1 protein-coding gene is annotated in these 231 nt (G+C 63.2%); it reads left to right on the top strand.

Translation table 11 applies throughout. The features are described 5' to 3' along the window. Window positions 1–231, top strand: a 231-nt coding sequence (locus ACPYOM_RS24145; protein ID WP_481347924.1) for an L-threonylcarbamoyladenylate synthase, incomplete at both ends; no start/stop codon positions are given.

The raw sequence follows: 231 nt of genomic DNA, 5'->3' as shown, positions 1-231 counted from the left end.
CCATCAGCGAGAAGAAGTGCATCGTGATGCCCACGGACACCGTCTATGGCATAGCGGCCGACGCTTTTTCTCCTTTGGCCGTAACCATGTTGCTCGCCTCCAAGGGCCGCAGCCGGCAGATGCCTCCTCCCGTGTTGATTCCCCGGGTAAATGCCCTGGACGGCCTGGCTACCGATGTACCTGCCGACGCGCGGGCATTGGCGCAGGCCTTTTGGCCCGGCGGGTTGACGT

Source organism: Monashia sp. HAY1-2A (genome assembly GCF_056755315.1).
The sequence above is the reverse complement of the archived record's forward strand: the minus strand, read 5'-3'. Positions and strand labels throughout refer to the sequence as shown.